Genomic DNA, 25,337 nt, shown 5'->3' on the forward strand with positions numbered 1-25,337 from the left:
TGGGTTACATTTTAAAATACTAGGAGAGAAAATAATCATGACAGAACGTACATATAATATTGCTATTCTCGGTGCAACAGGTGCAGTTGGCACACGACTAATAGAACAACTTGAACAGTCAACGCTTCAAGTAAATCATTTAAAGTTACTTGCCTCAGCACGATCAGCAGGTAAAAAATTACAGTTTAAAGGGCAGGACCTAACAGTTGAAGAGGCAACAGCAGATAGTTTTAACGGTGTTGATATTGTTCTGGCATCAGGTGGTGGCGCTGTGTCACATCAATTTGCACCAGAGGCAGTTAAGCGTGGTGCGGTGGTTGTTGATAACTCAAGTTACTGGCGCATGAACGACAATGTACCATTAGTTGTACCTGAAGTGAATGAAGATGCACTAAAAGAACATAATGGTATTATTGCTAATCCTAATTGTTCAACGACTCAAATGGTTGTAGCCCTTGAACCCATTCGACGTGCATATGGTTTGACACGTGTGATTGTGTCAACTTATCAAGCAGCTTCCGGTGCTGGACAATCATCATGGGAAGAATTAGTAGCACAAACTGAAGCACATAATGCAGGCGAGAAGATGATAGCTAACATATTACCGGTAAAAGGTGCCGATAAACATTATCCACTAGCTTATAATTTGTTACCACAAATTGATGTTTTTGAAGATGATGGCTACACGCATGAAGAATGGAAAATGATTCATGAAACTAAAAAAATTATGTTTGGAGATAAGAACTCTAAGTCAGTTAAAGTGACAGGAACAGCTGTGCGCGTGCCAGTTCCCGTTGGCCATGGTGAAACTGTTTATTTTGAAACAGAGCCAAATACTGGGGCAACAGCTGCTGGCATTCAAGAAGCATTAAGTCATGCTGAGGGTGTAGTTTTAGAAGATAATCCAAAAGAACAACTCTATCCACAGCCAATTAACGCTGAAGGCAAGCGTGAAACGTTTGTGGGTCGTGTACGTCCAGACTTAGAGAATGATGATTCTTTTCATATGTGGGTCGTGTCTGATAACTTGTTAAAGGGTGCTGCGTGGAATACTGTGCAAATCGCAGAGAGATTAGCTAGTTTAGATTTGGTTCATGTACCAGCAGATGCTGTCAATAAATTTGAATAGTATCTGCATGATACAATAAATTTATGGAAATATTTATTTTTTTAATCATTATCATATTATCAACTGCCTTGTATTTTCAAGTGAAACGAAATCCCGCGACGATGAGAATCGGTACGTACGGGATTTTTATGGCTTTTAATGTTGTTACTTTAATGCATTTTTTGTTGAAAATATCGAATGAGTTTTTAAAAGCAGAAATAAAAGTAGGCTACATCAGTGCAGTTATTTTTGGTGTGATATTAATGCTCAATATGGTCCGTCATAGTTGGAAAAAGTCTTATCATATTGGTTTGGCTTTATTAGTTTTTGCATATCTTGGTAGTATATTGTTTTTAATGCAATGGTCAGTTTGGTGGCGAAGTGCACCATGGCTAATGATATATTTTGTTTGGCAATTTGGGCGTTTTGCAATCAGCAGCTTAATATATGGTTATCGCATAAAAGCACCTCATCATGGCCCGTTAGTGGTCTTGGGCGGTGGTTTAGTTGATAGGTACAAAGTAGGAAATATAGTTAACGAACGTATAAAAGCAGCAGTAAAAGATGCAGAAGCAATGCCGGTTTATCCAATAATTGTTTTTTCTGGAGGTCGTGGGGATGATCAGCTGATTAGTGAAGCACAGGCAATGCGGGATTGGGCTGTGTCAACATATGGCGTACCCTTTAATAAAACATTATTAGAAGATAACTCACGCAATACTTATCAAAATTTGCAATATACCTCTCAACTACTCAATCAGCAACCCTTCACATTTTATACGAGTGAATATCATGTTTTTCGTGGTGTGTTATTGGCACAAGTGCAACATATTGAGGCAGAAGGACGCGGTGGTTATGTAGCACTTAATTATCGTATACCAGCATTTTTTCGAGAATTTGCTGGTGTTATGAGTCTAAACACACGGCGCCATGTGGTGTGGAGTTTGATTTGGTTGATGTTTGCAATGTTGATAAATATTATTAGTGTTTTTTAACCGTATGGTATAATTATTTTTATGAGTTGATTGTGTGAAATGTGGGAATTTGATAAAAAGTTATTTTTATAAACACAAAAATTGGAGAGTGGTATGTATATTTTTGGAAAACTAATGTGGTTTTTTCGCGAAAATAAAAGGTTATATGTTTTAGGATTATCTTTTCTATTTTTAACTGAAATTTCTCAAATGGTATCACCAGCTTTGATTGGTCTTTTCACAGATACGGTGATCTCACGAACATTGACAATTGAAAACCTGGCATTCTATACGGGTGGTATTTTATTATTTTCTATTTTAATGTATATCTTTAGATATGCTTGGATTACACATATTTTTCAAGGCTCTGCTTTACTTGAAAAAACATTGCGTCAAAAGCTATTCGATCATTATATGAAAATGGATACAACATTTTACCAAAGGCATCGAACAGGTGATTTGATGGCTCACGCAACGAATGATTTGTCAGCGGTGCAGCGTGTTGCATCTGGTGGTATTTTGATGCTTGTTGATTCTGTTGTTGTGATCATTTTTACTGTCATATCAATGGTATTGGTAGTTGGCTGGCGTTTGACATTAGTAGGCGTGTTGCCATTACCGCTTTTAGTTTTAGGTGTGCGCTATTTGTCGCCAAAGATGCGAGATGCGTTTACGTCATCACAGGAAGCATTTTCCCGCTTATCTAATAAATCACAGGAATCAATTGCTGGTGTTAAGGCAATCAAGACGCTAGGGCAAGAAGCAGAAGATATTGCTGATTTTGAAAATCAAGTTAAAGATACAATACAGATTAATAAACATGTTGCGTTTATCGATGCCTTGTTTGGACCAATGGCAACCATCATCATGACACTAAGTTATGTCGTTATGATAATATACGGTGGTTCCTTAGTTATTAATGAAGAAATAACGATTGGACAATTAGTATCATTTTCGACTTATTTAGGATTATTGGTTTGGCCAATGTTTGGTTTAGGTCAATTATTTAATGTTTTAGAACGTGGGAATGCATCCTACACACGAGTACAAACAATTTTATCAGAAAAGTCAGCCATTTTTGAAGAGGAAAATGGGGTGAAAGAAGCAGCTAGAGGTGACTTAGATATGCAAATTGTTCAGTTTACATATCCAGACGATCAGGACAAAATGCCCGCTTTAAAAGATATCAATATTACAATTCAAGCAGGAAAAACTCTGGGAATTGTTGGTCGTGTTGGTGCGGGTAAGACGACGCTTCTTAAATTGTTGCTGCGCCAGTTTGATGGCTATGAGGGTGCTATTCGAGTTGGATCCGTTAATATCAAGAATTACACTTTAAATGCATATTTGAAATCAATTGGTTATGTTGCACAAGAAAATTTTTTGTTTTCGACAACAGTGCGAGATAATATTCGTTTTTCTGACGTTGATAAAAGTCAGGAAAATGTTGAAGAAGCTGCTCGAAAAGCATCTTTTCACGAAGATATTTTATCTTTGCCAGAAGGTTATGATACAGAAGTTGGCGAACATGGTGTTAGTTTATCTGGTGGACAAAAACAACGGTTAGCTATTGCCCGTGCGTTGATTACTAATCCGGAAATTTTGATTTTAGATGATGCATTATCAGCTGTTGATGCACTAACAGAAAAACAAATTTTGAATACGTTAAGGTCAGAACGTCAAGAAAAAACAACAATTATTGCTGCACATCGTATTAGTTCAGTTATGAATGCAGATGAGATTATCGTGTTGGAACATGGAAAAATAACAGAACGTGGCAGCCACGCTGATTTGGTGGCATTAAATGGTTGGTATGCAGAGATGTATCAACAGCAGCAATTAGTAACAAAAATTGAAGATAAATTAAATGGCGAGGCGGTCGGTGATGTCTGAAAAAAATAAGTCGGTTTGGGCAAAAAGCCTGCCGATTAAGGAGCAACTTCATGTTATTGTAACGTTAATCAAGCTAGCTAAGCCATTTCGGAAGATGTTCTTTGGCGCATTGGCTTTTGGTGGTGTGTTTGCCTTACTTCAAGCAGCGGCCCCACGTGTGATTGCCTACTACTTAACAGATTATTTGCAACAGAGCGATAATGTCAGTTTACAAATCATGATTAGTTTTGCTATTTTGGTAGCGATAATACGTGTCAGCCAAGCAGTAGCAGATGTATTAAATGCTTATTATTTTACAGTAGCAGCAGAATACGCATTAGAAGATATTAGAGTGCAAGTGTTTAGTAAATTGCATGCGCTAGGTATGCATTTTTTTGACCAAGTACCTGCGGGTTCGTTGGTGACACGTGTGAACAATGACACTGCTGCGTTGGCAGACTTTTGGCGTTTTTTTATGCAGTTGACATTTGTCATTATGAGTATAATTGGTGCGTATATTGGCATGCTGACGGTGAGTGTTAAAGCAACGTTGCTGATGTTAATTATTGTGCCATTTGTTATTGGATCAGTCTTTTTATATCAGCGCTTTTCTTCGAGTTTATTCCGTCATATGCGTCAACGATTATCACATCTTAATGCTCAAATCGCTGAAAGTATTACTGGTATTGACGTTATTCAGGAATTCCACCAAGAGGATCGGTTTAAGAAGACATTTGCTAAGGTGAATAATGACTATTTCAATGCGCGTTTTAAAATGGTAAAAGCAGATGCCCTCTTATTAGAACCAATGATTGATTTACTGTTAGGGGCTGCAATGTTCTTGGTTCTTTGGTATTTCGGTGTTTTGTCGATGTCCACAGTGGTTACGGCGGGTGTTATTTATGCTTTTACCACCTATTTGAATAATATATTTAGTCCCTTGGAAAGTGTCATGAATCTATTTAGTCCATTTCAAGAAGGATTAGTTTCTGGCTATCGCATTTTAGGTATCTTGTCTGATGAAACATATGCACCCGCACAAAACATAAACGCGAGTGAAAGTATCACGGCGGGTGAAATAGAATTTAAACAGGTTGATTTTAGTTATGATGGTAAACACCAAATATTGAAAAATTTAACATTTTCTGCAAAACCAGGTGATACAGTGGCGTTGGTTGGACATACAGGATCTGGTAAGTCATCAACTATAAACACGCTTATGCGTTTCTATGATTTTCAAAAAGGTGAAATATTAATTGATGGTCACGACATTCGTGATATATATTTAAAAAGCATTAGACAAAAGATGGGCTTAGTATTGCAAGACCCGTTTATGTTTTACGGTGACATCTCATCAAATATCCGTATGTATGATGACACCATTACAGATAAACAAATTAAAGATGCAGCCATTTTTGTTGGTGCGGATAAATTTATATCTACACTACCAGGTCAGTATCATGCCAAAGTCCAAGAAGGTGGATCTGGCTTTTCTGCCGGTGAAAAACAGTTAATTAGTTTTGCCAGAACGATTGTTAGAGACCCCAAAATTTTGATACTTGATGAAGCAACTGCGAATGTTGACACAGAAACTGAAGCATTGATTCAAAAGTCATTATTAAAGATGCGTCAAAATCGAACAACCATCGCAATAGCACATCGACTGTCAACTATTAAAGATGCTGATTTGATTTTAGTCCTTGATAGTGGTGAGGTTGTTGAGCGCGGCACGCATGATGAACTACTCAAACAAGGTGGTCGCTATTATGACTTATATCGTTTGCAAGGAATCAATGAAACGAACCTAACAATTTGAGTATTAAATGTTAAAATATTCACATTCTTATGTTATGTTTTCTGCCATGACTTTGACGAAATTGATAGATAACAGGTACAATGGAAATAGAACAAAATTAGGTCAGCAGACTGTAAATTAAAAATTTAGTATTATAGTCGCAATCTTTTTTAAAGTATCAATGTGTGTGCATCATGTAAACACACATAAATAAGGAGAGATTTACGCATGTCAATGATTGAATTCAAAAATGTCGAGAAGTACTATGGTGACTTCCATGCACTAAAAAACGTTAATTTAAAGATTGACGAAGGAGAAACGGTTGTTTTGATTGGTCCGTCTGGTTCAGGAAAATCAACGTTAATTCGTACAGTTAACGGTCTTGAAGAAATTCAAGAAGGACAGCTATTAGTTAACGGATTTGATTTGCATGATCCAAAAACAGATATGAATCGCATTCGTAAAAATGTGGGAATGGTGTTTCAGCATTTTAATCTTTATGATAATAAAACAACGCTTGAAAACATCATGTTAGCACCACGCTTAGTTCTAAAGCGTGATGAAGCGGAAAATAAAAAAATCGCCATGGAATTGCTAGAAAAAGTGGGATTGGCTGACAAAGCAGCTAATATGCCATCAGAATTATCTGGTGGACAAAAACAACGTGCAGCAATTGCACGTTCGTTAGCTATGCGTCCAAAAGCCTTATTGTTTGATGAACCGACATCAGCTTTAGATCCCGAAATGGTTGGGGATGTTTTGGATGTCATGCGTGATATTGCCAAAGATTCTTCTATGACAATGTTGGTTGTGACACATGAAATGAGTTTTGCTAAGGCAGTTGCCGATCGTGTTATTTTTATGGCTGACGGTCAAGTTTTGGAAGACAGTACAACACAAGAATTCTTTGATAGTCCAAAAGAAGCGCGCGCACAACAATTTTTGAGTCAAGTTGAACATCATTAAGATTATGGAGGAGTTGCGTTTGTTGGCATTCATTACTTTGATTAAAAAGTTAATAGGATGCCAAATGACTAGCGCATAAATATTATGGAAAAAGCTAAAAAACGACAATTTGGTATTATTGCCACAATTGTTCTAGCTGCCGTTATTGTCCTCGGTTTAATGTGGGCAACAGCAACAGCTACTAAAAATGAAGAGCACAAAGATACTTTGGAACGTGTTGAACGACTCGGTCGAATTGTTTGGGGTGTCAAAGCAGATACACGTTTATTCGGGTTAATGGACACTAAGACAGGTATTTCTCAAGGATTTGATATTGATATCGCACGTGCCTTAACTGTTCAAATTTCAAAGCAAACTGGCGTGCCTATGTCTGCTGAATTCGTACCTGTTTCGTCATCATCAAAGATGCAACTATTAAAAAATACAAATATTGATGGTTCAGTATCAACAATGACGATTACGCCAGAACGTGAAAAAATTATTGATTTTACAGATCAATATTTTGATGCAGGGCAGTCTATATTAGTACGTAAAAACTCTGGTATCAAAAATATTCGAGATATGAATAGCTCTAAATACACGATTATTGTAGTAGTGGGGACAACAGCTGCCACAGAGTTGGCTAAGTTTGCGCCTAAAGCAAAAATGTTAGCGGTTCAAGATTATGCAACAGGTATGCAGGCGCTAAAGAGTGGTCAGGGACAGGCGATGTCAACTGATAACGCCATTCTATATGGTTTTGCAACAGAAAATCCAGAATATCATATTGCTGGAAACGCTTTTACACATGGACCATATGGTATTGCCTTTGACAATAACCAAGGGCCAATGATTAAACAAACAAACCGTGCGTTAAAGACGATTAAAGAAAACGGTATTTATAACCAATTAATCAAAAAGTGGTTTAGTGATGTTCCAGGCCTTGATTGGCATAGTTTGGAGGTGAAATAATGGCATTATTACAAAATAATTTCCCAACATTCTTGCAAGGATTTGGTTATACATTACTTTCTAGTATTATCGCCTTAATTGGATCGATGATTCTTGGTACTGGATTTGCTATCATGCAGATAGTACCGCAAAAGTGGATTCAGAAAATTGGGAATATCTATGTCCAAGTTTTCCGAAATATTCCATTGTTAATTATCACTTTCTTCTTCTTCCTAGTTGTATCTAAGTATATTAAAATGAGTGGTTTTACATCAGGAACAGTCGCATTGATGCTGTATACATCAGCGTTTATTGCAGAAACAGTACGTGCTGGAATTTTAGCTGTTAATACTGGCCAAATGGAAGGCGCACGTGCGAATGGCTTGTCCTTTGCACAAGCAATGAGATACATCGTATTACCTCAAGCGTTTCGTATCTCACTACCATCACTTGGTAATCAATTTATCAACTTGGTGAAAAATTCATCTATTCTAGCCTTTGTTGGTGGTTTGGATTTGATGTATCAAGGTAATATGATTGCAGCAAATACATTTGATACATTTAGTACTTATATTATTGTTGCTATCTTTTATTTGATACTGACATTACCATTGAGCTACTATATACAACATCTTGAGCGCAAGCTTAAGCGTGCAGCCTAAGGAGGAATTATGGTTACATTAGGAATATTTAGCGCCTTTACACCACAAAACGTCCTTTATCTCTTAGGCGGCTTGGGTATTACAGTAGGTGTATCAATCATATCGGTTATTTTGAGTCTGATTTTTGGTTCAATTGTTGGTATTATTCAATTTGAACGTTTGCCTTATTTTTCTAAATTTGTCGGAACAATTAATAATGTCATTCGTAATTTACCTTTGTTGCTAATTATCTTCTTTGTCTACTTTGCTTTACCAAAAATTGGCATTCACTTACCAATTTTCTGGGCAACAGTGATTGCGATGAGTACATTCGAATCAGCCATGTTGGCGGAAATTGTTCGAGGTGGGTTGGAATCAGTTGATATCGGTCAGTTTGAAGGTGCACGTGCCAACGGTTTGAGCAACATGCAAACAATGATTTATATCATTTTGCCACAAGCATATAAAAAGATGATTCCACCAATTATTTCGCAATTAATTTCATTAGTGAAAGATACAAGTTTAGCTATGGGTATTGTGTTGTCTGAGATGACCTATCGTGGACAAATAGTCTATGCACAAAACTCGACGTACATTATTCCCGTACTGATAGCAATAACACTTGTTTACTTCTTATTGAACTATGGTTTGTCGTTAATTGCTAGATGGGCTGATCACAAATTAGCTTAAAATTAGTAAATGTTTTTCTTATTTTTCAAACAATTATAAAAGCATATTGTTTGAATATAACGATATAAAATTAGTTGTATATGAGAAAATATCGTGATATAATATTGTCTATCAGTGTAATATTTTAAATTTATCAAGATATCTCGGGAGGATATTAAGCATGGAAAAATGGCAAAAAGTGACCATTGGCGCAGTAGCAGCCGCAGTCGTTGTCGTCGGTGGTACTCGAGCAGCAGGTTTGTGGGGCGCAAAGTCCGCAAATAGCGATACGTTATCATTTCAATTACCAACACCAATCCAAACATTGGATATTTCTAAGAATACGGATACCTATTCTGGAACAATTATTGGTAACTCTGGTTCTAACCTAATGCGTGTCGATGCCAAAGGTAAGCCAAAATTAGAGTTGGCTAAATCTGTTAAAGTATCAGATGACGGTTTGACATACACTGTTGTTTTGAAAAGTGGTCTTAAATACTCGGACGGTTCAAGCTTAACAGCTAAGGATTTCGTTTATTCATGGCAACGTATTGTCAATCCAAAAACTGCTTCACAATATGCTTATCTTGCTTCGGGTGTGAAAAATGCCGATAAGATTGCTGCGGGAAAAGCAAATGTTGATACACTTGGCGTGACTTCAAAAGGAAACACAATTACTTTTGAATTAGAGCGCCCAATGCCACAGTTTGAATACTTGCTAACTTTTGGTAACTTTATGCCACAGAAGGAAAGTTACGTTGAGAAGGAAGGCAAAAAGTATGCAACAACTGCCGCTACAGCACTTTACTCAGGACCATATAAGGTTGAAGGCTGGAGTGGTACAAATAACAAGTTTAAATTAGTAAAAAATGATAACTACTGGGATGCTAAGAATGTCAAGACAAAGCAAATTGACATTCAAATTGTTCAAAAGCCAGATACAGCTGTGCAACTCTACAAGCAAGGTAAAATTGATCGTGTATCAATTGCTAACACACCGGAGTTATACAATGCCAATAAGAACAATAAAGATGTTGTCAAGGCACCGGAAGCAACCACAGCATATATTGAGTATAATCAGACAGGGAAAAACAAGTTCTTAGCAAATGCTAAGATTCGTGAAGCTTTGAATCTAGCAACTAATCGTAAAGAATTAACACAACAAGTTACAGCAGGTATATCAACACCTGCAACAGGTTTGGCACCAGAAGGTTTGGCTAAGACTTCTTCTGATGAAGATCTAGCTAAGTATGTGGCTCCTGGCTATAAGTTTGATGCAGCCGCCGCTAAGAAAGCCTTCCAAGAAGGTTTGAAAGAACTTGGCGAAACACAAGCAACAGTGACAATTACATCAGATGCTGATTCACCAGCCGGAAAGACTACTGTAGATTACTTACAAGGTTCTTGGGAAAAGACGTTGCCTGGTTTGAAGGTCAACCAAAAGCTTGTACCATTCCAACAAAGATTGAAAGATTCACAGACACAAAACTTTGATATTGTTGTATCACTTTGGGGTGGTGATTACCCAGAAGGATCAACATTCTATGATTTGTTTAAAGATGGTGCATCTTATAATAATGGGCAATTTAAAAATGCCGCATATACTGCAGCCGTTAACAAGGCTGAAACTACTGATGCGCTAAAAGATTCAGCACGTGATACTGACTATAAGGCAGCTGAAGCAGCTTTGTTGAAGGACAATAATATTAATCCATTGTACTTCCGTTCAGGATACTCTCTTCAAAATCCAGATGTTACAGGTATTATTGTGAATACAACTGGTGTACAGTATGACTGGAAGTCAGCTGTAAGAAAGTAAGCGTTGTTAATAACTAATTACATTAGAAATGCAAAATAAGAATTGACTTTAGTTAATTCTTATTTTGTTATAGGAAGTCATAATATGTGGAAATACATTTTTAAAAGATTAGTGCTTCTAGTATTCACACTTTTCTTAGTTACAACAGCGACGTTTTTCTTGATGCAAATTATGCCAGGAACGCCGTTCAATAATCCTAAGTTAACGCCTGAAGCATTAGCACAATTGAAAACAACTTATGGACTCGATCTGCCTGTCTGGCAACAATACTTAAACTACTTGGTTGGCGCTGCTCACGGTGATTTTGGTACATCATTTCAATATCAAAATCAGTCTGTTAGCATGTTAATTGGACAACGTTTACCTGTGTCTGCGCAATTAGGTGCACAAGCATTAGTTGTTGGTGTGATTGCTGGTTTATTCATGGGTGCAGCATCAGCAAGAAACAAAAATAATAAAATTGATGGCACACTGGGTATTATCTCAACATTGGGTATTTCAATTCCTAGTTTTATATTAGGTATCGTGCTAGTATACTTGTTTGGATTTAAATGGCCACTTTTCCCTGTATCTGGTTGGGGTGACTCATTCTCACAGACAATTTTGCCAACATTGGCGCTAGCAGTTAGCCCAGCTGCTGTGACGACACGATTTGTTCGTTCTGAAATGATTGAATCACTAAGTTCTGACTATGTTCAGTTAGCCAAAGCTAAAGGATTAAGTGCGAAAGAAGTTGTTAATCAGCACGCTTATCGTAACTCGATGATCCCAGTTTTGACGTTAATTGGTCCTATGGCGGCTGGTCTTTTAACTGGTTCAACATTGATTGAACAGATTTTCTCAATTCCCGGTATTGGACAGCAATTTGTTTTGTCAATTCCATCAAAAGATTTCCCAGTGATTATGGGAACAACCATTGTTTATTCAGCAATGTTAATGGTTATGATTTTGATCACGGATATTTTGACAGCAATTGTTGATCCACGTGTTCGTTTGCAATAAGGAGGCTTATGATGGCAGCAAATACTGAAGATTTTGTCATCGTTGGCGCGCAAAACTCTGAAGCCAACGAACATATCTCAAAGCCAGCCTTGTCATTTTGGCAAGATGCTTGGCGTCGCCTCAAGTTAAATAAACTTGCGGTTATTTCAATGTGGTTCTTAATATTTATTCTAGGCTTTGCAGTGGTGTCCAATTTCTTTGTACCACAACAGGCAGCGAATTCATTTAATTCTGATAAGGTTGGTGTTTATAAGAATTTACCACCTAATTCAGGCTTACCAATTCCTGGTTGGAACGGTAAGATAAAATCACCAGGTGATAGTACCGCGACAGATGTGTACCAATCACAAAACGTCCCATCAGGGCAAAAATATATTTTAGGTACTGATAATATTGGACGTTCATTAGCAAAACGTGTAACTGTTGGTTTACGCATCTCATTGTTAGTTGCTATAGTTGCAACATTCATTGATTTATTAATTGGTGTGGCATATGGCGTATTTTCTGGTTGGAAAGGTGGCTGGATTGATAACGTTATGCAACGTATCATTGAAATTTTGTCATCTATTCCTAACTTAATTATTGTCACAATGCTTGGTTTACTACTGGGCGGCGGTGTATTGTCAATTATTTTAGCCATTGCAATGACAGGTTGGCTAGGTATGGCTAGACAAGTTCGTAATATGACTTTAACGTTAAAAGAACGTGATTATGTCTTAGCTGCGCAGTCTTTGGGTGAAAGTTCTTTTAAAATTGCAATCAAACATCTGATACCAAATATGGCTGGAACAATTATTGTTCAAATTATGATGACTGTTCCTAATGCCATTATGTTTGAAGCGGTATTATCAGCTATTAACTTGGGTGTTAGGCCGCCAACTGCATCATTGGGATCATTGATTTCTGATGCACAGGCAATGTTACAATTTTATCCTTATCAAATATTAATTCCATCAGCAGTGTTGGTTTTGGTATCATTAGCATTCATCCTTTTGGGCGATGGCTTACGTGATGCTTTTGACCCACGTGCGAGTGAAGACTAAGAGGTGTGCAGATTATGAGTAATCCAATTTTAAAAGTTGAAAATTTGCACGTGAACTTTAATACTTATGCGGGAACAGTGCAAGCAATACGTGACGTATCATTTGATTTGAATAAAGGTGAAACATTGGCCATTGTTGGTGAATCGGGATCTGGAAAATCAGTTACGACAAAAACATTAATGGGATTAAATGCTAAAAATGCTTCGATTCCTGATAATTCAAGATTAATTTTTAAAGATCGCAATTTGCTCGATTTAAAAGAGGAAGAGTGGCAAACGATTCGTGGTAATGAAATTGCTATGATATTTCAAGATCCGATGACCAGCTTAGATCCGACAATGAAAATCGGGATGCAAATTGCAGAACCTTTGATGAAACATCGTAAAATGAAAAAGGAAGATGCTTTAAAACGGGCATTAGAGTTAATGAAAGGTGTTGGCATTCCTAACTCAGAAGAACACATCAATGATTACCCACATCAATGGTCTGGTGGTATGCGACAACGTGCAGTTGTGGCAATTGCACTAGCAGCAGATCCAGAAATTTTGATTGCTGATGAACCAACGACTGCCTTAGATGTTACTATTCAAGCACAAATATTGAATTTAATGAAATCGTTACAGAAAGAAACTAGTAGTTCGATTATATTCATTACACATGATTTGGGTGTTGTTGCGGGAATGGCTAATCGTGTAGCTGTCATGTATGCTGGTAAGATTGTTGAGTATGGCACGGTGGACGAAATTTTCTTCAATCCACAACATCCATATACTTGGGGATTGTTAAATTCAATGCCGACAACTGATACACAAATTGGCTCGCTAGAAGCTATTCCAGGCACACCACCAGATTTGTTGGACCCGCCTAAGGGCGATGCTTTTGCTTCACGTAATGTCTATGCCCTAGCAATTGATTCAAAAGAGGAACCACCCTTCTTCAAAGTTAGTGACACGCATTATGCAGCCACATGGTTGCTTGATGAGCGTTCACCAAAAGTAACACCGCCTGTGCAAATTCAAAAGCGATGGGCACGTTGGCAAGAAATTCAAGGGCAGGAGGCTTAATCATGACTGGGAAAGAACCAAAAAAGTTAGTTGAGCTAAAAGACTTGCAACTGTATTTTAATAAAGGAAAAGCCAATGAAGTTCGTGCTATTGATCATGTAACTTTTGATATTTATGAAGGCGAAATATTTGGTTTAGTTGGTGAATCTGGTTCTGGTAAAACAACCATTGGGCGTACAATTTTAAAATTGCACGAACAAACTGGTGGTGAAATTTTGTTTAATGGTGAAGATGTCACGCATTTAAAGGGGAAGCAATTATCGGCATTCCGTAAGGATGCACAAATGATTTTCCAGGATCCACAAGCGAGTTTGAATGGCCGTATGAAAGTACGTGATATCATTGCCGAGGGTATTGATATCAACAAATTAGCTAAAAACAAAACAGAACGTGATGCTAAAGTACAAGAACTATTGAAACTTGTTGGGTTAAACGAAGATCATGCAACACGTTATCCTCATGAATTTTCGGGTGGACAACGACAACGTATCGGAATTGCGCGTGCGCTAGCAGTTGATCCTAAATTTATCATAGCTGACGAACCAATATCAGCACTAGATGTATCTATTCAGGCACAAGTTGTGAATTTGATGAAGGAATTACAAACTAAACATTCCTTGACATATTTATTTATTGCACATGATTTGTCTATGGTGAAGTATATTTCTGATCGTATTGGTGTGATGCATTGGGGTAAATTGCTTGAAATTGGTTCAGCAGACGCAGTGTATAATCATCCTTTACACCCTTATACTAAAAGCTTATTATCAGCTATTCCAGTTCCTGATCCAGAGGTTGAAAGCGTAAGGCAACATATTACGTATGATACAACTATCGAAACAGATGGTAAGGCAAGGCAAATGATTGAAGCTGCGCCTGGACATTTTGTCCTCGCAACAGAAGAAGAAGCTGCATTATATAAAGCACAACAAGTTTAAAACATTAAAAAGTTGTCATGGATTGAGAAAAATCTATGACAACTTTTTATATTGCATTGCAACGTGAAATTAATATGAAAAATGTGTATAATTATAATGAGTTATTAATGAGAAAGTGAGACAGTATGGTAAGATTACAAGACGATTTTTACGAGGCAATTAATGGTGAATGGGAAAAAACAGCGGTTATTCCTAATGACAAACCGCGAACAGGTGGATTTAGTGATTTATCTGACGAGATTGAGCAATGGTTAATTTCTCAGACTAGTAGATGGCAACAGGGTGACGATTTACCTGAAAATACTATTTTACAAAATTTTGTTGCTTATCATCGCTTGACATCTGATACACAAACACGTGACCAACTGGGGGCAAAGCCAATATTACCACTGATTGCCAAATATCAGAGTTACACATCATTTTCAGAATTTGCGAACCATATTGTTGAATTAGAAAAATCAGGCTTTCCAAATGCTTTGCCACTAGGCATTGAACCCGATTTTAAAGATGCGCGAACGAATGTGTTGTGGGCTGGGGCGTTAAGTTTGCTCTTACCAGATACAACTTACTACGAAAAGGGGCATGCGCAAGGTCAAGTGTTGTTGGGTAAATTTAGAGAGGAACAAGAAGCTTTGTTACCTCACTTTGGTTTTTCACAATCGGAAACCACAAAATTAATTGATCAATATTTAGCACTTGATGCACGTGCAGCAGCAGTTGTATTGAGTCAAGAAGAAAGTCATGAATATGCTAAACTGTATCATCCCTATGATTGGAATAAATTTACAAGTCTAGTGCCAGAGTTGCCGTTGGATGATATTTTGACTGAATTGGTGGGACAAAAGCCGGATACTGTTATTGTGCCAGAAGAACGTTTTTGGGCTGTAGCGGAACAGTTTTATTCTGAAGAAGCCTGGCCATTATTAAAAGCCTATCTTATTGTGCAGGCAGCGAACCAATTCACAGGTTATTTGTCTGAGGAGCTTCGTGTTCTAGGGGGACAATACCAACGTGAATTAACGGGATTGCCAGAAGCAATGGGTACAGAGAAAGCAGCAGTTTATTTAGCTGTGCAGCCATTTAATCAAGCAATTGGCTATTATTATGCCCAGAAGAAATTTTCTCCAGAAGCAAAAGCAGATGTTGAAGATAAAGTGGCAAGTATGATTGATGTATTCAAGCAACGTTTGCAATCAAATCAATGGCTTAATGAAGAAACACGTATCAAGGCAGTCACAAAATTAAATACAATTGTGCCACATATTGGTTATCCTGAAAAATTACCGCAAAGACTATATAAAAAGGTTGTTAACTCGGATGCAAGCTTGTTTGAAACAGCGACGCAATTTCGACAAATTGAAATTGAGCACGCGTGGTCAAAATGGCATCAACCAGTTGATCGTAGTGAATGGCATATGCCAGCGCATTTGGTTAATGCTTATTATGATCCACAACAAAATCAAATTGTATTTCCGGCTGCTATTTTGCAAGCACCTTTTTATAGCTTAGAACAATCATCGTCGGCAAATTATGGTGGTATTGGTGCAGTTATTGCACATGAAATTTCACATGCATTTGACACAAATGGCGCATCATTTGATGAATTTGGTAGTTTAAATAATTGGTGGACAGATGATGATTTTGCGGCATTCCAATTACGCACGGAAAAAGTTGTTAAGCAATTTGACGGTCTTGATTCGTATGGGGCTAAAGTAAATGGTAAGTTAACTGTTTCTGAAAACGTTGCCGATCTTGGCGGATTAGCTGCTGCATTAGCCGCTGCTAAGCGAGATGATGGTTTTTCAGCTGTTGATTTCTTCGAAAGCTGGGCAGCCATTTGGCGTATGAAAGCACGTCCAGAATACATGCAGTTACTTGCTGCTTCTGATCCTCATGGTCCGGCTAAATTACGAGTTAATGTACAAGTGAAGAACTTTGATGAGTTTTTTGAAACGTTTGATGTGAATCCAACGGACGAAATGTGGTTATCACAAGATGAACGTGTTCAAATTTGGTGAAATAGTTGGTTGATTTATGTTAAGTATTCCATAATGATAGATAGTTATGATAATTTTTATTTGTGTAACGTGTATAATTAAAACTTACTGATTATTTATTTTGGGGAGAATATGAATGTTTAACATAAAAAAAATGAACAGGTGGCAACTGTTTTTAGTTTTTCTAATACTAGCAAGTGTTTGTATGTTACCACAATTGGCCAAACAAACGATGTACATGAATTCTTGGGATGTGCCATTTCATTTATCTCGGATGTATGAGTTGGAAAAGGGATTTGAGGTTGGCAAATGGTTGCCTGATATCTCTGCCTATACATTTGGAGAAAATGGTTACGGTGTTAACCTCTTCTATGGTTATTCATTCACATATTTTGTAGCTGTGATTTATTTTTTCACACAGCAGGCAGTTACAGCAGTACTTATTGGTTATGTTGTTTTGTTGACGTCTGCAATGGCTGTCAATTTTTATGCAGGTACATTATTTTTTACAGGCACTAATACAAGATTGAAGTCCTTTGCATTTAGTGTTTTATATGTCTTGGCACCAGTGACTTTTGGCGAAATTAATGTACGCGGTTTACCTGGTGAACTAATTGGTATTTTACTTTTTCCCGCAGTTCTAGCAGGATTTTATGGCATAATGTTTACTAATCGTAAAAATTATGTGCTTACAAGTATTCTAAGTGCAGTAATTGTTACCAATCACGTGCTATCGGCATTTTTATTAGTCATTATACTTGTAGTGATGGTATTTATTTTTTTCTTTCAAAAAGAAGTAACTCTTGCTAAAATAGTGCGGTTAATCAAAGTTGGGCTACTCACAATATTGCTTTCTGCATTTTACGTTATACCATTTCTGCAACATCTATTAACAGATAAAATTGCTGGAGCCAATAAAATGTGGGGAACAGTTAGTCCCTGGGAATCTATTGCAGCATCAGTTAATAACCAAGCAACGTTAAATTGGACAGCAATACCTGTTGGACTATTCGTGTTTATAATGAGTATCATCATCTCAGTGGAATTGTTACATTTTAGAACACTTTCTAAACAGGTTAGAACAATCGGTTGTTGGTTAGTTATTAGTTTAGTTACTGTTTTTTATATGCCAACAGAGTTTTTTGCAAAAACACCGCTGCATGTTTTTCAAATGATGGGACGATTTTATCCTCTTATTATGCTGCTATCTTTGTTATTCGTGATTGAAGGATTAGATCATTTTTATGAAATTGGCGTGTTACATCTGAAAACAATGAATTGGATCTTTATTGCGGGAATTATGTTGTCCTTGTTTAGTGCTTGGAAAATGCAGGGTGATGCTTATTATAGTGCGAAATTACCTATTGCAAACTATCAAAAAGGCGGCAAAGCATTTCCGAAAACTGTGGGAAATAATGACTTTGAGTACCAAATTAACCACTATTATCAATTACCTTTAGGTAGTAAGGATTATTTAGGTCAAAAACGTGTTAAATTTGTCAGTGGGTACCAAGTAGCTAGTTGGGGAGACACAAGAGATGCAACACGCATATATATTGACAATCAGTTGAGTTCATTAAGATTATTTCACAAAGGATATACTTTTGAAGTTAAAAACATACCAGAAAGTGCAAAACAAATATTGCTTCCAATGACTAATTATCAGGGTTGGCAAGCGACAGATGGTGCCGGAAAATCTCTATTAATTAAAACGGTTAAAGGTAAACTAGCAGTTGAACCTAAGGGCAGTCAAGTCATCCAACTAACGTATCATAAAACAGTATTACATCAAGTAGCAATAATTATTTCGGCAATGACGATGGTGATATTCGTATTTGTTAGTATTTTTATCATTTTGAAAAATAAAAAACGCGCCTAACCAAGCATGTTACGAGAAAACAATCTTTGAATTGTCGTAACATGTTTTTTCTATGCCATGGATAGTAAAAAAATAAGAAAGAACCTATAAATTCTGATACAATAGTGTGTATTGACTTTTTGAAGCGAGTAAGATGGTATGTATGAAAAAATGATTCTTTTAATAATTCAGCTATTGTTAGTGGCTGTGATGCTGATGATGCTAACGTTAGTAATTCGGGCTTATATAGTGGGAAAAAAGCCTATTTTTCAGCGTTTTGGTTTAGGTATGATTATTGGTTTTTTCACTGATTTTGGTGATACCTTAGGCATTGGGTCATTTGCGACGACGACAGCTGCTTTTCGTGCAACGCATTACGTTAATGACGATCGAAAGTTACCGGGCACACTAAACGCCATGCATGCGATACCAGTGATAGTGGAAGCACTTTTTTTCATTACTGCGGTTAAAGTCGAATTAATGACACTCATTCCGATGACCACAGCAGCTGTTATTGGTGCCTACATTGGTACGCATGTAACCAGAAAATGGCATGCACCGACTGTACAGCGCGTGATGGCGGGTGCTTTACTGATAGCAGTGATTATCATGATTGTCCGAATGATCACAACACCAGGTGCAGATAATACGATGGCTGTTCATGGATTACATGGGTGGTGGTTAGTTCTAGGTGTGGTATTTAATTTAGGTATTGGCATATTGATGACAATGGGGCTAGGGAACTACGCACCAGAACTCATTTTCTTTTCTCTGATGGGAGTTAACCCTGCCGTTGCGTTTCCTGTTATGATGTTAGATGCCGCCTTAATTATGCCAACGACAGCGTGGAATGTCATTAAAATGGATCGCGTATCCTGGCGTGGTTTTGCCGGAGTTGCAATTGGTGGTGTATTAGGTGTGATTGTTGCTGCGAAATTTTTTACTAGCATGGATGTTGAGCTGCTTAAAAAACTAATTATTGGTGTATCATTATGGACAGTTTATGGCTTACTGCGTGATTCATTTAAAATTAATTGGAAGAAAGTACATTAAAAGTCTTGCTAAGTCTCTGAAAATTTGGTACTATTATATAGTTGTTTGAGATATGGGAGTGTAGCGAAGTCTGGCTAAACGCGACGGACTGTAACTCCGTTCCTTCGGGTTCGTAGGTTCGAATCCTACCGCTCCCATAGCCGATTTAATAGTTAACGGCTAAATAAATTAACTATTGCCCCTTCGCCAAGTGGTAAGGCATCGGTTTTTGGTACCGATATGCGCTGGTTCGAATCCAGCAGGGGCAATTATAAAAAAGGAATCCGATTAGGATTCCTTTTTTTCTGTTAATAGTGATATACGTATCGCTTATTTTTTTGGGGGATGAAGTACTAGTCCGTGTTCTGGGGTTCGCGCGTTAATCACGATGTCTTCAATTTTGAAAATATGTGCTAATTGATCAGGTGTGAAATGCGCCTTTTTTTCGGCAATTTGACGTAAAGACTTACCTGTCCGAATAGACTCTTTAGCTAGTTTTGCTGCTTCTTGATAACCAATGATTGGGGTCATAGCAGTAGCAAAACTAACAGATAAATCAATATCTTGTGCGAGTCGAGATTTGTTGCTGGTGATACCATCAATAGCGTTTAGACGTAATGTATTCATCGCTGCAGTAAGATGTTCAATCCCTGTAAAGAGCGAACGGAATATGATTGGTTCAAAAGCGTTGAGCTCTAGTTGTCCTGCTTCGGCAGCAGCAGTAATTGTTGCATCAAATCCAAATATTTCAAAAGCAACCTGATTCACCACTTCTGGAATAACTGGGTTAACTTTACCAGGCATAATTGAAGAGCCGGCTTGTTTCGCTGGTAAGTTAATTTCTAGTAAGCCTGAACGGGGTCCAGAGCTAAGTAGACGTAAATCATTAGCAATTTTAGATAAACTCATAGCTAATGTTTTTAGAGTGCCTGAGAGGGCAACGAGGCTATCAAGATTTTGTGTTGCATCAAATAAGTCATGTGCCTGTGTTAAGGGTAGCTTGGTAATACCGGCTAAATTTGGCACAATATGTACTTGGTAGTGATAACTGACATTAATACCTGATCCAATCGCAGAACCACCCAAATTAAGCATATATAAAGCATCACGAGCAGCGGTGATACGTAAGTCATCTCGACGTAAGGGCTTTAACCAGGCATGGAAACTATTGCCTAATGTCATCGGAACTGCATCCTGTAGTTGCGTTCGGCCCATTTTATACGTGGTTGAAAATTCATCCGCTTTATTGCCTAAAGCGTCAATCAGGGCACGCAACTCAGAAAATAATGGCTCAAGTAAACGTAATAGCGCTATTTTACCTGCACTTGGATAAGTATCGTTTGTACTTTGTGCCATATTAACGTGATCATTTGGATTGATATAATTATAATCACCACGCGCATGTCCTGTTTGTTCAAGTGCCACATTAGCAATGACTTCATTAACGTTCATGTTAGTTGATGTGCCGGCGCCACCTTGAATGTCACTAATTGGGAACATGGTTAAATCAATAGGATTATTGATAAGCGTCTTGACGGCACTGACAATATGTTTAGCGACAGAACGATCAAGATTACCAGATGTCGCATTCGTTTTGGCGGCAGCTTGTTTGATTTCTAGAAAGGCGCGAATCAGTTCAGGATGTGTTGACTCTGATGAAATGGGGAAATTATTCAAAGCACGTTGTGTATGTATACCATAATAAGCTGATTTTGGAATATCTAGTTGACCGAGTGAGTCAGATTCAGTACGCATGATGCTCTCCTTAGTAAATTACTATAGGACCATTTTATCTCTTGTTGCAACTATACCAATTAATTGTGTTACATATCATGACATTGAATTTTTTTAGTCATTAATGATGAGGTTATGTGTTTGCTTTGATCAAATCAAATTAAAACAGCGCATCATAAGATACGCTGTTTGTTACTATTTTACATCTAACACTTCCGCAGTATGGTTATCTTTTCCAATAACGACGCGGTCAACAACGTCTGTAAACAAACCATGCTCGACAACGCCAACCATCTTAATCAACTCATCCCCTAGTTCACGTGGATTCTCAATAATTGGTAGATGGAGATCAATTAAAAAATTAGCTGAATCTGTGCGAACGGGATTACCATTTTGATCTAACCGCCATGTGGGATGAAACCCATCAGCTTGGAATCGCTTAAACAACTGGTTAGAGCCATATGGAATGACTTCTACTGGTAAGTATTGATTGAGTTTGGGAATACGTTTTGTTGCGTCAACGACCCAAATATTTTCACGAGAATTGAAAGCAACAATTTTTTCCCATAGCAAGGCGGCACCACCACCTTTAATTGCAGAAAAATCATCGGCAATTTGATCTGCACCGTCAATTGTCAAGTCGATTTTATCAATATCATCAACGTTGTACATTGGAATACCAAGCTGGGCAGCATTTCGACGAGTTTTTTCAGAAGTTGCGACACCGACAATGTTTAGATTTTCATTGGCAACGCGCTCTCCAAGTGCCTCGACAACATGAACAATAGTTGACCCAGAACCAATACCGACGACCATACCATTTTTAACAAATTCAGCAGCACGACGGCCAGCAATGATTTTTTGTAACTCTTGACTCATAATTTATACTCAATTTCCTGATATTTGGCTGGATTACTTGCAAACGCTTTTTTAACATAGGGGCAAACTGCTTTGATTGTCATATGATTATTTTGAGCTTCAGTAATTACTGCATCAAGTAATTTTGCAGCAATACCTTGCCCGCGTAATGACGGATCAACTCGTGTTGCATTAACCGAGTACGTTTGACCATCATTGATAGTTGTATAGATAATTTCGGCTAATGTTTTATCATCTTCTTGTAAAAAATAACGTCCAGGTTCATGTTGAAAGTCCATAATTTTTCTCCATTTCGTTGCTATAAATTTTACTTTGTGCAACATATCAGTGACACTGTTTGTTACTCAATTATACCGCATAATTTAGCCATTAGGTGGGTTGTTATATTTTAAAAGTACGCTTTGGTTCAGGTATATCAAAATAAAATTTTAAAAAATAGGCGCATTATAACGTATAATAATAAAGATAGATGAATTAATAAATGGAGGAAAAATATGGCTCTTAATTATTTTATTGGCTGTATTTAATATGTAAATATGCGTGGATTTGAAATTGTTTCAGCTAAGGCAAGTGACGGTCTTAATTTACCTCAACGTAGCACACAATCAGCTGCCGGCTATGACTTCGAAGCATCAGAGGATATTGTTATTCCTAGTGCTGCAAGTAATCAATTTTTTAAGGGCTTAAGTATTTTATCATTGGGTAAGTTAAAGGGTGTGCGTGATAATGCAGATCTTCAAAATATGCTCAAACCTGTATTAGTGCCAACTGGCATAAAAGCTTACATGGCAGAAGGTGAGTATCTACAATTGGTATCACGTTCTAGTGGCCCAATCAAAAAACGTATCATGATGCCAAATGCAGTTGGTATTGTGGATGCGGATTATTATAACAATCCTTCGAACGAGGGTGAAATTTTTTTCCAATTTATTAATTTTGGGCTAAAAGATGTTCACATTAAAAAAGGCGAGCGCATTGGTCAGGGTATTTTCTTGCCATATTTATTGGCTGATGGGGATGAAAATACAACTAAATCTTCACGACAAGGTGGTTTTGGTTCGACTGGACAAAATTAATATGAAATTAGTCCTTCAGTAAAAAATAAGGGTTAAATAACTATGGCTGATGAACAAACAGATATTGTGTTGCGTGATGAAAAGCATGATTTTAAATTACGTGCTACTGGTGTATTACTAAATGATATAGGTGATGTTGCTGTTAATGAAGACCGGCGTAATGGTTATTTGTTGTTGCCGGGTGGAAAAATAAAGTTTGGTGAAACGAGTCAACAGGCAATTGCTCGTGAGTTTTTAGAAGAAATGGGTATTCATGTCCGTGCTACGAGATTACTTGCAACGACGGAAAACATATTTGCTATCGATGGTAGACAAACTAACGAAGTATGTTTTACCTGGTTAGTTGTTCGCATTAATCATGAACGTGTGTATGCAAAGGATGATTGGGAACAAATAGTATCTTGGCGCTCGCCAAATGATTTGGTAGATTTGAAGCCAAAAGCATTACAAGCTGTTTTGAAACAACTACCAGCACAAACAATGTATTTATTAAATATTGATCAGGAAGAAGGATAATAGTTATCGCTAAAACAAAAACACAATTTATTTGTTCTAACTGTGGTTTTACATCGGCACGTTATCTCGGGCGCTGTTCAAACTGTGGTGAATGGGGCACTTTTGTTGAAGAAAAAATTGCGCCTGAAGTTAATGATCGTAAAAGCCGTGTGAGTCTTGATGGCCGCACGGCCAAAGTTGAGAAAATTAATGAAATCACCTCTGAAGAAACACCGCGAGTGACAACGAGTTTGATGGAACTTAATCGTGTCTTAGGGGGCGGTGTTGTACCTGGATCAATGGTGTTGATTGGTGGGGATCCAGGCATTGGAAAATCAACACTGTTACTGCAAGTTTCTGGTCAACTCGCGCAAAAAGGGCGTGTTTTGTATGTGACTGGAGAAGAATCAGCAACACAGGTAAAGCTGCGAGCTGATCGGCTTGGTGTTGGCCATGATGAATTTTATCTGTACCCAGAAACTGATATGACGGCTATTAAGAAGCAAATTGATGAGTTGCAACCTGATTTTGTTGTGATAGATTCAGTGCAAACAATGCAAGAACCAGATGTTACTTCAGCAATTGGCTCAGTATCGCAAATTCGTGAGGTAACAGCCGACCTGTTACAAATTGCGAAAACCAATAATATTTCAGTTTTCATTGTTGGTCATGTCACAAAAGATGGGGCCATTGCGGGACCAAAAATTTTGGAACATATGGTTGACACTGTATTATATTTTGAGGGGGATATGCATCATAACTATCGTATTTTGCGCGCAGTGAAAAATCGTTTTGGTGCCACTAATGAATTGGGAATATTTGAAATGCGCGATGGTGGGTTACGTGAAGTTGCAAACCCGTCAGAAATATTTTTAGAAGAACGACTAGATGGCGCAACTGGTTCTGCAGTAGTTATTGCACTAGAAGGATCAAGACCAATTTTGGTTGAACTTCAGGCACTGGTAACACCCACGGTTTTTGGTAATGCACAGCGTACAGCGGCAGGATTAGACCGTAATCGTGTCAGTCTATTGATGGCCGTATTGGAGAAACGTGCAAACTTATTATTGCAAAACCAAGATGCATACCTTAAAGCAGCAGGTGGTGTGAAACTAGATGAGCCCGCAATTGATTTAGCAGTGGCTGTTGCATTAGCCAGCTCTTATCATGATAAAGAAACACGACCAAGCGATGCCTTTATTGGTGAATTGGGATTAACGGGTGAAGTTCGAAGTGTGTCACAAATTGAAGAACGCTTGAAAGAAGCTAAAAAGTTAGGCTTTAAGCGTGTTATTGCACCGCAAAATAATTTATCAGGTATTGAAATTCCAGATAAGTTACAAGTAATTGGTGTGGTAACACTTGCTCAAGCCTTGAAGGTCGCATTTGAATAACCTCACTGTCATAGAAATACTGTTTATAAATAGCAGAAAACCCGCTAAATA

At 37.6% G+C, this 25,337-nt stretch carries 22 protein-coding genes and 2 tRNA genes; 21 read left to right on the forward strand and 3 right to left on the reverse strand.

What is annotated here, in order from left to right; genetic code table 11:
* Positions 1–37 precede the first annotated feature (37 nt).
* From K5Q13_RS05495 to K5Q13_RS05580, 18 genes are all read left to right on the forward strand, one after another.
* Positions 38–1,129 (forward strand): aspartate-semialdehyde dehydrogenase, encoded by a 1,092-nt coding sequence (locus K5Q13_RS05495; RefSeq protein ID WP_220740713.1) that lies wholly within the window; start codon positions 38–40, stop codon positions 1,127–1,129.
* Positions 1,130–1,257: 128 nt separating this feature from the next.
* Positions 1,258–2,103, forward strand: coding sequence for a YdcF family protein (locus K5Q13_RS05500; protein WP_246574199.1), 846 nt, complete (start codon positions 1,258–1,260; stop codon positions 2,101–2,103).
* Positions 2,104–2,196: 93 nt separating this feature from the next.
* On the forward strand, positions 2,197–3,975 hold the full coding sequence (locus K5Q13_RS05505) for an ABC transporter ATP-binding protein (RefSeq protein ID WP_220740715.1): 1,779 nt from the start codon (positions 2,197–2,199) through the stop codon (positions 3,973–3,975).
* Positions 3,968–5,770 carry an ABC transporter ATP-binding protein gene (locus tag K5Q13_RS05510; protein ID WP_220740716.1) on the forward strand — a complete coding sequence of 601 codons (1,803 nt, stop codon included), beginning with the start codon at positions 3,968–3,970 and terminating at the stop codon, positions 5,768–5,770. Before K5Q13_RS05505 ends, K5Q13_RS05510 begins: the two co-directional genes overlap by 8 nt.
* Positions 5,771–5,977: 207 nt before the next feature.
* The gene (locus K5Q13_RS05515; RefSeq protein WP_281420517.1) at positions 5,978–6,715 is read left to right on the forward strand and encodes an amino acid ABC transporter ATP-binding protein; all 738 of its coding nucleotides are present in this window, start codon (positions 5,978–5,980) and stop codon (positions 6,713–6,715) included.
* A gap of 84 nt (positions 6,716–6,799) precedes the next feature.
* Positions 6,800–7,666 carry a substrate-binding periplasmic protein gene (locus K5Q13_RS05520; RefSeq protein ID WP_220740717.1) on the forward strand — a complete coding sequence of 289 codons (867 nt, stop codon included), beginning with the start codon at positions 6,800–6,802 and terminating at the stop codon, positions 7,664–7,666.
* A complete protein-coding gene (locus tag K5Q13_RS05525; RefSeq protein ID WP_220740718.1) occupies positions 7,666–8,307 on the forward strand; it encodes an amino acid ABC transporter permease in 642 nt (213 codons plus the stop codon). The genes K5Q13_RS05520 and K5Q13_RS05525 overlap by 1 nt, the downstream gene beginning before the upstream one ends.
* Positions 8,308–8,316: 9 nt before the next feature.
* The gene (locus tag K5Q13_RS05530) at positions 8,317–8,976 is read left to right on the forward strand and encodes an amino acid ABC transporter permease (RefSeq protein ID WP_220740719.1); all 660 of its coding nucleotides are present in this window, start codon (positions 8,317–8,319) and stop codon (positions 8,974–8,976) included.
* Between the two features lie 160 nt (positions 8,977–9,136).
* The gene (locus tag K5Q13_RS05535; protein ID WP_220740720.1) at positions 9,137–10,774 is read left to right on the forward strand and encodes a peptide ABC transporter substrate-binding protein; all 1,638 of its coding nucleotides are present in this window, start codon (positions 9,137–9,139) and stop codon (positions 10,772–10,774) included.
* 84 nt (positions 10,775–10,858) lie between these two features.
* Positions 10,859–11,776: an ABC transporter permease gene (locus K5Q13_RS05540; protein WP_220740721.1), complete on the forward strand. Its 918-nt coding sequence runs from the start codon at positions 10,859–10,861 to the stop codon at positions 11,774–11,776.
* 11 nt (positions 11,777–11,787) lie between these two features.
* Positions 11,788–12,819, forward strand: a complete 1,032-nt coding sequence (locus K5Q13_RS05545) for an ABC transporter permease (RefSeq protein WP_220740722.1) — start codon at positions 11,788–11,790, stop codon at positions 12,817–12,819.
* A gap of 14 nt (positions 12,820–12,833) precedes the next feature.
* Complete coding sequence (locus tag K5Q13_RS05550) at positions 12,834–13,883, forward strand: ABC transporter ATP-binding protein (protein ID WP_220740723.1); 1,050 nt, start codon at positions 12,834–12,836, stop codon at positions 13,881–13,883.
* Positions 13,884–13,885: 2 nt separating this feature from the next.
* Positions 13,886–14,821, forward strand: a complete 936-nt coding sequence (locus K5Q13_RS05555; RefSeq protein ID WP_220740724.1) for an ABC transporter ATP-binding protein — start codon at positions 13,886–13,888, stop codon at positions 14,819–14,821.
* A 125-nt stretch (positions 14,822–14,946) separates the two neighbouring features.
* A complete protein-coding gene (locus tag K5Q13_RS05560) occupies positions 14,947–16,839 on the forward strand; it encodes a M13-type metalloendopeptidase (RefSeq protein ID WP_220740725.1) in 1,893 nt (630 codons plus the stop codon).
* A 115-nt stretch (positions 16,840–16,954) separates the two neighbouring features.
* Positions 16,955–18,697: a 6-pyruvoyl-tetrahydropterin synthase-related protein gene (locus tag K5Q13_RS05565; protein ID WP_220740726.1), complete on the forward strand. Its 1,743-nt coding sequence runs from the start codon at positions 16,955–16,957 to the stop codon at positions 18,695–18,697.
* A gap of 138 nt (positions 18,698–18,835) precedes the next feature.
* Positions 18,836–19,729: a sulfite exporter TauE/SafE family protein gene (locus K5Q13_RS05570; protein WP_220740727.1), complete on the forward strand. Its 894-nt coding sequence runs from the start codon at positions 18,836–18,838 to the stop codon at positions 19,727–19,729.
* 54 nt (positions 19,730–19,783) lie between these two features.
* Positions 19,784–19,866, forward strand: a tRNA-Tyr gene (locus K5Q13_RS05575).
* A 39-nt stretch (positions 19,867–19,905) separates the two neighbouring features.
* Positions 19,906–19,977 (forward strand) — tRNA-Gln (locus tag K5Q13_RS05580).
* Between the two features lie 61 nt (positions 19,978–20,038).
* Here the strand turns inward: K5Q13_RS05580 and K5Q13_RS05585 are convergent.
* The 3 genes from K5Q13_RS05585 to K5Q13_RS05595 all read right to left on the reverse strand — a co-directional run bounded on the left by K5Q13_RS05585 (position 20,039) and on the right by K5Q13_RS05595 (position 22,599).
* On the reverse strand, positions 20,039–21,463 hold the full coding sequence (locus K5Q13_RS05585; RefSeq protein WP_220740728.1) for an aspartate ammonia-lyase: 1,425 nt from the start codon (positions 21,461–21,463) through the stop codon (positions 20,039–20,041).
* A gap of 174 nt (positions 21,464–21,637) precedes the next feature.
* On the reverse strand, positions 21,638–22,321 hold the full coding sequence (gene rpiA / locus K5Q13_RS05590) for a ribose-5-phosphate isomerase RpiA (RefSeq protein WP_220740729.1): 684 nt from the start codon (positions 22,319–22,321) through the stop codon (positions 21,638–21,640).
* Entirely contained in the window at positions 22,318–22,599 is a 282-nt protein-coding gene (locus K5Q13_RS05595) for a GNAT family N-acetyltransferase (protein WP_220740730.1), read from the reverse strand. Before K5Q13_RS05595 ends, rpiA begins: the two co-directional genes overlap by 4 nt.
* A 258-nt stretch (positions 22,600–22,857) precedes the next feature.
* On the opposite strand from K5Q13_RS05595, the gene K5Q13_RS05600 reads away from it, so the two are divergent.
* From K5Q13_RS05600 to radA, 3 genes are read left to right on the forward strand one after another with little or no spacing between them, the layout of a single operon-like run.
* Positions 22,858–23,397, forward strand: coding sequence for a dCTP deaminase/dUTPase family protein (locus K5Q13_RS05600; protein WP_220740731.1), 540 nt, complete (start codon positions 22,858–22,860; stop codon positions 23,395–23,397).
* Between the two features lie 42 nt (positions 23,398–23,439).
* On the forward strand, positions 23,440–23,913 hold the full coding sequence (locus tag K5Q13_RS05605; RefSeq protein WP_220740732.1) for an NUDIX hydrolase: 474 nt from the start codon (positions 23,440–23,442) through the stop codon (positions 23,911–23,913).
* Between the two features lie 5 nt (positions 23,914–23,918).
* On the forward strand, positions 23,919–25,286 hold the full coding sequence (radA, locus tag K5Q13_RS05610) for a DNA repair protein RadA (protein ID WP_220740807.1): 1,368 nt from the start codon (positions 23,919–23,921) through the stop codon (positions 25,284–25,286).
* Positions 25,287–25,337: the final 51 nt, after the last annotated feature.

This window comes from Leuconostoc miyukkimchii, from assembly GCF_019656055.1.
Taxonomy (GTDB): Bacteria; Bacillota; Bacilli; order Lactobacillales; family Lactobacillaceae; genus Leuconostoc; species Leuconostoc miyukkimchii.

Coding starts and splice junctions, on each gene's coding strand:
- K5Q13_RS05495 (WP_220740713.1), top strand. CDS start 38: ATGACAGAACGTACATATAATATTGCTATTCTCGGTGCAACAGGTGCA.
- K5Q13_RS05500 (WP_246574199.1), top strand. CDS start 1,258: ATGGCTTTTAATGTTGTTACTTTAATGCATTTTTTGTTGAAAATATCG.
- K5Q13_RS05505 (WP_220740715.1), top strand. CDS start 2,197: ATGTATATTTTTGGAAAACTAATGTGGTTTTTTCGCGAAAATAAAAGG.
- K5Q13_RS05510 (WP_220740716.1), top strand. CDS start 3,968: ATGTCTGAAAAAAATAAGTCGGTTTGGGCAAAAAGCCTGCCGATTAAG.
- K5Q13_RS05515 (WP_281420517.1), top strand. CDS start 5,978: ATGTCAATGATTGAATTCAAAAATGTCGAGAAGTACTATGGTGACTTC.
- K5Q13_RS05520 (WP_220740717.1), top strand. CDS start 6,800: ATGGAAAAAGCTAAAAAACGACAATTTGGTATTATTGCCACAATTGTT.
- K5Q13_RS05525 (WP_220740718.1), top strand. CDS start 7,666: ATGGCATTATTACAAAATAATTTCCCAACATTCTTGCAAGGATTTGGT.
- K5Q13_RS05530 (WP_220740719.1), top strand. CDS start 8,317: ATGGTTACATTAGGAATATTTAGCGCCTTTACACCACAAAACGTCCTT.
- K5Q13_RS05535 (WP_220740720.1), top strand. CDS start 9,137: ATGGAAAAATGGCAAAAAGTGACCATTGGCGCAGTAGCAGCCGCAGTC.
- K5Q13_RS05540 (WP_220740721.1), top strand. CDS start 10,859: ATGTGGAAATACATTTTTAAAAGATTAGTGCTTCTAGTATTCACACTT.
- K5Q13_RS05545 (WP_220740722.1), top strand. CDS start 11,788: ATGGCAGCAAATACTGAAGATTTTGTCATCGTTGGCGCGCAAAACTCT.
- K5Q13_RS05550 (WP_220740723.1), top strand. CDS start 12,834: ATGAGTAATCCAATTTTAAAAGTTGAAAATTTGCACGTGAACTTTAAT.
- K5Q13_RS05555 (WP_220740724.1), top strand. CDS start 13,886: ATGACTGGGAAAGAACCAAAAAAGTTAGTTGAGCTAAAAGACTTGCAA.
- K5Q13_RS05560 (WP_220740725.1), top strand. CDS start 14,947: ATGGTAAGATTACAAGACGATTTTTACGAGGCAATTAATGGTGAATGG.
- K5Q13_RS05565 (WP_220740726.1), top strand. CDS start 16,955: ATGTTTAACATAAAAAAAATGAACAGGTGGCAACTGTTTTTAGTTTTT.
- K5Q13_RS05570 (WP_220740727.1), top strand. CDS start 18,836: ATGTATGAAAAAATGATTCTTTTAATAATTCAGCTATTGTTAGTGGCT.
- K5Q13_RS05585 (WP_220740728.1), bottom strand. CDS start 21,463: ATGCGTACTGAATCTGACTCACTCGGTCAACTAGATATTCCAAAATCA.
- rpiA (WP_220740729.1), bottom strand. CDS start 22,321: ATGAGTCAAGAGTTACAAAAAATCATTGCTGGCCGTCGTGCTGCTGAA.
- K5Q13_RS05595 (WP_220740730.1), bottom strand. CDS start 22,599: ATGGACTTTCAACATGAACCTGGACGTTATTTTTTACAAGAAGATGAT.
- K5Q13_RS05600 (WP_220740731.1), top strand. CDS start 22,858: ATGCGTGGATTTGAAATTGTTTCAGCTAAGGCAAGTGACGGTCTTAAT.
- K5Q13_RS05605 (WP_220740732.1), top strand. CDS start 23,440: ATGGCTGATGAACAAACAGATATTGTGTTGCGTGATGAAAAGCATGAT.